Genomic DNA, 6,470 nt, shown 5'->3' with positions numbered 1-6,470 from the left:
GGCATGGGCGGTACCGGCGGCCAGGGCGGGGGCGGCATGGGCGGCACCGGCGGCCAGGGCGGGGGCGGCATGGGCGGTACCGGCGGCATGGGCGGCACCGGCGGCCAGGGCGGCACCGGCGGCCAGGGCGGGGGCGGCATGGGCGGCCAGGGCGGCATGGGCTGCACCATCGGCACCACGCAGCCGTGTTACTCGGGCCCCGACGGCACCCAGGACGTCGGTCTCTGCGTGGCCGGCGTGCAGACCTGCGAGCCGAACGGCGAGTTTGGTGCGTGCGTCGGCGAGGTCCTGCCCTCGTCCGACGACTGCGCCTCCGCGGCCGACGAGGACTGCAGCGGCATGGCGCTCGCCTGCACGGGCGACCACGTGGCCAGCAAGCCGTTCGGCAACACGCAGCTACAGATCGGCACCGACGTCGCGGTCGACGTCCAGGGCAACGTCTACACGATCGGCATCTTCGAGGGCGCGCTCGACTTCGGCGGCGCCATCGGCACGCTCACGAGCGCGGGCGGCCGCGACGTGCTCGTCGTGAAATACGACTCGATGGGCGACGTCCTCTGGGCGAAGCGGTTCGGCAGTGCCGGCGACCAGGAGGGCCAGGGCATCGCGGTCGACGCCCAGGGCAACGTATACATCACGGGCTCGTTTTATGGCTCGATCAACTTCGGCGGCGTCTCCAGCACCAGCGTGGGCGGCGACGATCTCTTCGCGGCGAAGTTGACCACGGACGGCGCGCACGTTTGGACGCGGACGGTCGGCAGCCTGGGGACCGAGCAGGGCCTGGACATCGCGGTCGACTCCACGGGCGCGGCCTACGTGACCGGCCAGTACTCGGGCGACCTCAACTTCGTCGGGATCATCCAAGGGATCGAAGGATTCGACGCCCTGCTCCTCAAGTTCTCGCCCACCGGCCAGCCGCTATGGGGCAAGGGTTTGGGTGGCACGGGCTCGCAGCACGGTCTGGGGGTCGCGGTGACCTCCGACGACCAGGTCACGTTCGTCGGGGCCTTCGAGAACACCGTCGACTTCGGCGGCGGCGCGCTCACGAGCGCGGGCAACTACGACGCCGTGATCGCCCGGTACGACAGCCTCGGCACGCACCTCTGGAGCAAGCGCTACGGCGACGACGCGCGCCAGCAGGCGTCAGCGGTGGCCGTCGATGGCCAAGGCTCCGTGCTCGTCACGGGCGAGTTCGCCGGCTCGATGGATCTCGGCGGCGGCATGCTCACGTGCGCGGACGGCGCGACCAGCGGCGACGGGTTCGTCGCGAAGTTCGACGCCATGGGCAACCACGTGTGGAGCAAGCGTTTCGGCGACCTGGACGAGCAGCGTGGTGCGGGCATCGCGGCCGACGTCTTCGGCAACATCGTGCTCACGGGCAATTTCACCAACCAGCTGAGCTTCGGCGGCGCCTCGGTGCTGGGCGCGAGCGGGCCCGACGTCTTCGTGGCCAAGCTCGACCCGAGCGGCGGGCAGCTCTGGCTCCGCCGGTACGGCAGCGGCATGATGACGTACCAGTCGGGCGAAGCTGTCGCGATCGACCCGCTGGCCAACGTCTGGGTGACGGGAGGCTTCGAGGGCATGATCGATTTCGGCGGCGACGTCTTCACGTCCGCTGGCGGGTTCGACATGTTCCTCGCGAAGCTCGAGCCCTGAGAGGACCACCCCTGAAAAAGAAAGGGCCTGGCGCTCGGCCAGGCCCTTTTTTCTCGATCGGACCTTCAGCGAATCACGGGGCGCCGTAGAGCGAGGCCGCGCCCTGCTTGTCCTTGGTCGTCAGGGTGAGCGCCCAGGAGTTCGTCCCGTTGCACTGCGGGTAGTGCATGACGGAGCCCGAGTCGTACGACGTCAGGCCGCGCCAGTTGTTGTCCTCGAAGCAGGCGCCGGCCTCGGGGCGCGTGTGCTCGACTCGCGAGCACAACAGCGGTGAGAACAGAGGCGGACGCGGACGCGATCGTTCTCCGCTGACCACGGCATTCACGCGACACGACCCTCCCGTCTACGCCAAGGCTTCGGAGACATTCGCCGAGGCGTACTCGCTCGGATCGAGGAGGCGGACGAGCGCCGCCGGCAGATCGACGCGGCTGAGGTCGAGCTTCTCGATGGTGCGTAGAATAGAAATCATCGCGGTTATGCACATGCGACGTCATCCGGACACGTGGAAGAGCCGTTGAGCCGCCTGATCCCTAGGCGGTAGGATAGGAGCGCAAGCGGGGGCGGAAACGGGTTTGGAAGCGGGGGAAGGAACGGAAGCTCCTCTACGCTTCCGATCCCTCCCCGCCTTGGCCCTTCGACAGCGCGCTCTTGCTCGCTTCGGCGCTCGCCTCGTTCTTCTTGCGCGTGGCGGCGGCCTTCGTCGCGGCTTGCGAGCGATATGCGATCGTTTGCTCGAAATACGAAAGGAACTCGGGTTTCTTGCCCTTGGTGCCTTTGTCGAGGGCCTTCGCGCCAATCTCGCTCAGGTCTTCCTCGCGGTTGTTGATCAGGCGGGTCTTCGACTCGCGCGCGACTTCGAGCGCCTTTTCGAGCCTCGCCTCCTCGACGGTGAGGGCGTCGATACCCACCGTCGCGTCGAGCACGCGTTGATAGGCGGCGGGATGGATCTCCGCCTCCTCGCCATACTTGGGTATCGCGTGTGCGAGCTCGCTGAGCACGCCCGGGAGCCCTTCTTGCGCGCCGCGCGCGCCTTTGAGGCCGCCCGGCGGGACGTCGACCAGGAGATGCTTCTGGGCGGTCAGATCGATCACCAGCGGCCCCGTGTAGGGGGGGCCTTCGATACGTGCCATCATCCCTCCTCGTTGGTGGAAACAGGATGGTAGGCTACAGCTCGCAGGATCTGTCAAGAACGAAATATGGCCCCGAGGTCGGGATGCTGGAGTCCGAGGTCTCGATCTGGGACCTCGAGGTCGGGATGGCGGTGCCCGACCTCGCGATGGAGGACCCCGAGGTCTCGATAGGCGACCCCGATGCCTCGATCTGGGACCCCGAGGTCGGGATGATCGGACGTTGAATCGGGTTCCCGCATCCCGAGGTCGGGGTGTTGGAGCCAGACGTCTGGATATTTCATCGGGAAGGCGGGATGAAATATCCCGATGTCCTGATACGGGACCCCGAGGTCGGGATGATCGGACGTTGAATCGGGTTCCCGCATCCCGAGGTCGGGCCGAGAAATCGCGAAGTCGGGATGTGAAATCGAGAGCTCGGGCTGTCGCATCCTGCCATCGAGGCCCTTCGATCTCGTTCGGCTGACCTCCTGGCCCGGCTGCCCTCGCCGGCCGTCTCGGTCCGGGTCGTGCATCGTGCGGCGGGGCTGGCGCCGTGCGCCGAGGACTTCCACGCGCGTGCCGACCTGCCCGTCTCCCTTGCGTGCGGACATTGTGCGTCCGAGCCGCCGACGATCGCTCTTGCGCCCGCGCGGAGGGGTATTGCAGAACGGATCGTCAGGAAGAACGCGGGCACGCACACGCCGCCGCGGGGGCGGGGAGGCTTGGCCCGCGACCGAAAGCTCGAATGGCTGCCGCGCCGATGGGGGCGAGGGACGGACCATTCCGAGGCACGGGAGAGGTCCATGCAGAGAGCGAATCGTCCGATCCGCCGGATCCACGATGTGTCATGTCGTCCTCGCGCTCCTTCAACCATTCCTTGGGCGATCGCCGCGCTGGTCGTGGTGTCGCTCGTTCTGTCCGGGTGCGCCGCCTCGCGTGATCCGACGATGGCACGGATCTTCGAGGCGCCGAACGTGGTCCACGTCTGCGTGCGTCCGCCGAACGTGCCGAAGGACAAACGAATCTGGGGGGTCACCGCCGACGGCGCGCCCTTCTTTGGGGTGCGGGAGGTGGACCGCGCGAGGGGCAATGGCAGTCCCATTTTCGTATTCGATTTGGAATCGCCTCCAGCGAGCGCGCGGCTCTTGCCGATTCCGTACAACACGCTCGAATGCCCGGCGAGGACGCCGCCGCCGAAGCCGCGGGTCGTCGCGGCGGAGGAGAAGGCCAAGGCCAGGGAGGCCGAAGAGAAGGAGGGCGAGGCCAAGAAGGCCGAGGGGCCGAGGCCGCTGCCGCGGCCGATCGCGAGGCCGCCGGAGGAGGAGCGGTGCACGGCGTATCGGGAGCCAGGTCAAGCGAGGCGACGGAGCGGGACGGGCGCGGGGGGCTGCACGAGGGTGCTCGTCAAGCGGCGCGAGGCGGAGCCGGTCGTCGCGGACAAACAGCCGGCCGCGATCCACGAGGTAAAGCCGGCCGAGCCAGCCGAGCCGAGGGAGTTGCCGGCGAACGCGGCGCAGGCGTATGAGGACTGGGGGCTCAGCCCGGCGGAGACCTCCGCGCTCGCGGACGATCGAGCCAGGGAGTGCCTCCAGGGGCTTTGCCATGCGCGGCATCCGAACTTCGTCCCGAAGTCCAAGGAGAAGCCCGGTGAGAGGCACAACGGGCAGTCGTTGTCAACGGGAAGTGGCTCGCCGCAACCCGCGCCGAAGACGACGGTCAAGACGAGGACGAAGCCGGTCGGGAAGCCGAACGGTACGGCGGCGGGGCAGGCGGGCAACGGGAGCGCGGTGGACCCACCACCGCAGGCCAAACCGAAGCGGGGAGGCGAGACGCCGGCGGCGGCGCGGGGGCGGAAGGAGCATGAGGAGTTCAAGAAGAAGGTCGAGGCGAAGCAGAAAGAGGGAAAGGATTGGGATCCCAGACCGCGTGTCTTCACGAAGGACGGCCAGGAACTACGGCCCGACGCACTCACGCCACAGAAACACCCGATCGAGCTCAAGCCGAACACGCCGACCGGTAAAGCAGCGGGCAAGCGCCAGATGAAGAAATATGAAGCAGCTACAGGCAAGAGGGGACGTGTGATCTATTATGAACCCTAAGCGAGTCCTGCCGAACCGAATGAGCCACATCTTCAAGACGTGGGTGACGCCCACGCTCCATGAGGCGGGCTTCAAAAAACGAGGGATCGTATACGTGCGCGATCTGGGGAGCGTCCAGCACCTCTTCAACCACGAGAGTGGCGATTACAACACGGCCGATAAGCTCAGCTTTACGACGAATTGTGGGATTTACGTGCCTGGGGTCTTCCCGGCGTTCGCCAATCCGAGCCTCGAAGAACCAAAGGCGCCTCGTGCATTCCAAGGGCTCCTGAACGTGCGGCCCAATTTCCTGATGCCGGCGCGCCGCCTCACGTGGTGGGAACTCACGTCCTCCGATGGCCCCGAGAAGGACGACGAAGTCGGGCAGGAGCTGCGGACGCTCGTGGAGACGGCGGCCCTGCCGTTCTTCGATCGGTTCCGGGACGAACGCGCGGTCGCGGAGTTCCTCTCGCAGCCCCGCAGGAAGGAAGACCGACACGTCATGCCCTTCGAGGAGACGTTCGAGCTCTGTTATGCCGCGATCCTCTGGAAGCGGCTGGGGTGCAAGGACAAGTGTCGCGAATGTATCGAGCGGGAGCGGTCGAAGACCAAGAAGCGTTATAGCCCCTTGCCCGAGAAGTTCCTGGCGCGATTCTCGTGTGACGACGACTGATGCGATTGCTGCAATGGGCCGGCCCACGGGCGTGCTCGCGGGTCGGCTCCGCTCGGGAGAGGAACGGGACGGGGATCGATACGAGGCGGTGATGAACCCCAAGCGAGCCCTACAGAACAGAATGAGCCACATCTTCAAGACTTGGGTCACCCCTACGCTCCACGAGGCGGGCTTCAAGAAACGAGGGATCGTGTATGTGCGGGAGCTGGGGAGCGTCCAGCACCTCTTCCAGCACGAGAGTGACGACCTCAACACGGCCGACAAGTACAGCTTCACCACGAATTGCGGGATTTACGTGCCGGGGGTCAAGCAGGCATACGGCAATCCGAGCCGCGAAGAACCAAAGGCGCCTCAAGCATTCCAGGGACTCTTAACCGTGCGGCCCGGATTCCTGACACCGGCGGGCAATCCGTGGTGGCATCTCACGTCCTCCGATGGGCCCGAAAAGGACAACGAAGTCGGGCAGGAGCTACGAAGGCTCGTGGAGACGGCGGCCCTGCCCTTCTTCGATCGGTTCCGGGACGAACGCGCGGTCGCCGAGTTCCTCACGCAGCCCCGCAAGAAGGAGGACCGGTGCATCAATCCCCGTGAAGATACGTTCGAGCTCTTCTTCGCCGCGATCCTCTGGAAGCGGCTCGGGTGCAAGGACAAGTGTCGCGAATGCATCGAGCGGGAGAAGTCGAAGACCAAGAAGCGTTATGGCGCCGAGACCGACGAGGCGTTCTTCGCGCGCTTCTCGTGTGACGACGACTGACGGAAAGGTCAAACAAACGAAGGACGGGCCCCGGGTCACGCATGGACCAGCCTGCAACGCTCGCGTGGCTCGGCGAGTGACCCCCTCGCACGTTCGTCCCGGAACCGCCCCGCACGTTTGTCCCGGGCTTGACAAGCCCGTTTGTCTCGGATAAGGGTTGTCCCCGGAGGCCGACCCTGGGCGTGCGCTCCTGACCCGAG

The 6,470-nt window shown here is 66.5% G+C and carries 7 protein-coding genes and 1 pseudogene; 5 read left to right on the top strand and 3 right to left on the bottom strand.

All coding sequences use genetic code 11. The features are described from left to right. A partial coding sequence (locus QHF83_RS31725; RefSeq protein WP_282421739.1) for an SBBP repeat-containing protein occupies window positions 1-1,656 on the top strand: 1,656 nt, incomplete at its 5' end. Between the two features lie 76 nt (window positions 1,657-1,732). Here QHF83_RS31725 and QHF83_RS31720 read toward each other — a convergent pair. The 3 genes and pseudogenes from QHF83_RS31720 to QHF83_RS31710 form a co-directional block, all read right to left on the bottom strand. Further along, window positions 1,733-1,912, bottom strand: a pseudogene (locus QHF83_RS31720) (hypothetical protein); the annotation flags it as partial. An 87-nt stretch (window positions 1,913-1,999) separates the two neighbouring features. Beyond that, complete coding sequence (locus QHF83_RS31715; RefSeq protein WP_281326798.1) at window positions 2,000-2,125, bottom strand: hypothetical protein; 126 nt, start codon at window positions 2,123-2,125, stop codon at window positions 2,000-2,002. A gap of 133 nt (window positions 2,126-2,258) precedes the next feature. Then, window positions 2,259-2,789, bottom strand: coding sequence for a hypothetical protein (locus QHF83_RS31710; protein WP_282421737.1), 531 nt, complete (start codon window positions 2,787-2,789; stop codon window positions 2,259-2,261). A gap of 23 nt (window positions 2,790-2,812) precedes the next feature. Here QHF83_RS31710 and QHF83_RS31705 point away from each other — a divergent pair, with 23 nt between their 5' ends. The 4 genes from QHF83_RS31705 to QHF83_RS31690 all read left to right on the top strand — a co-directional run bounded on the left by QHF83_RS31705 (window position 2,813) and on the right by QHF83_RS31690 (window position 6,270). Continuing rightward, entirely contained in the window at window positions 2,813-3,010 is a 198-nt protein-coding gene (locus QHF83_RS31705) for a hypothetical protein (protein WP_282421736.1), read from the top strand. 657 nt (window positions 3,011-3,667) lie between these two features. Further along, window positions 3,668-4,864 (top strand): hypothetical protein, encoded by a 1,197-nt coding sequence (locus QHF83_RS31700; protein ID WP_282421735.1) that lies wholly within the window; start codon window positions 3,668-3,670, stop codon window positions 4,862-4,864. 19 nt (window positions 4,865-4,883) lie between these two features. Beyond that, entirely contained in the window at window positions 4,884-5,516 is a 633-nt protein-coding gene (locus QHF83_RS31695; RefSeq protein WP_282421734.1) for a DUF4304 domain-containing protein, read from the top strand. A 91-nt stretch (window positions 5,517-5,607) separates the two neighbouring features. Continuing rightward, entirely contained in the window at window positions 5,608-6,270 is a 663-nt protein-coding gene (locus tag QHF83_RS31690; protein WP_282421733.1) for a DUF4304 domain-containing protein, read from the top strand. Window positions 6,271-6,470: the final 200 nt, after the last annotated feature.

The sequence above is a fragment of the Polyangium sp. 15x6 genome (genome assembly GCF_029960785.1).
Taxonomy (GTDB): Bacteria; Myxococcota_A; Polyangia; order Polyangiales; family Polyangiaceae; genus Polyangium.
The sequence above is the reverse complement of the archived record's forward strand: the minus strand, read 5'-3'. Positions and strand labels throughout refer to the sequence as shown.

Bases quoted from the DNA above. Each gene is read 5' to 3' on its own strand.
- QHF83_RS31695 (WP_282421734.1), top strand. From the start codon at position 4,884: ATGAGCCACATCTTCAAGACGTGGGTGACGCCCACGCTCCATGAGGCG.
- QHF83_RS31705 (WP_282421736.1), top strand. From the start codon at position 2,813: ATGGTAGGCTACAGCTCGCAGGATCTGTCAAGAACGAAATATGGCCCC.
- QHF83_RS31715 (WP_281326798.1), bottom strand. From the start codon at position 2,125: ATGATTTCTATTCTACGCACCATCGAGAAGCTCGACCTCAGCCGCGTC.
- QHF83_RS31690 (WP_282421733.1), top strand. From the start codon at position 5,608: ATGAACCCCAAGCGAGCCCTACAGAACAGAATGAGCCACATCTTCAAG.
- QHF83_RS31710 (WP_282421737.1), bottom strand. From the start codon at position 2,789: ATGATGGCACGTATCGAAGGCCCCCCCTACACGGGGCCGCTGGTGATC.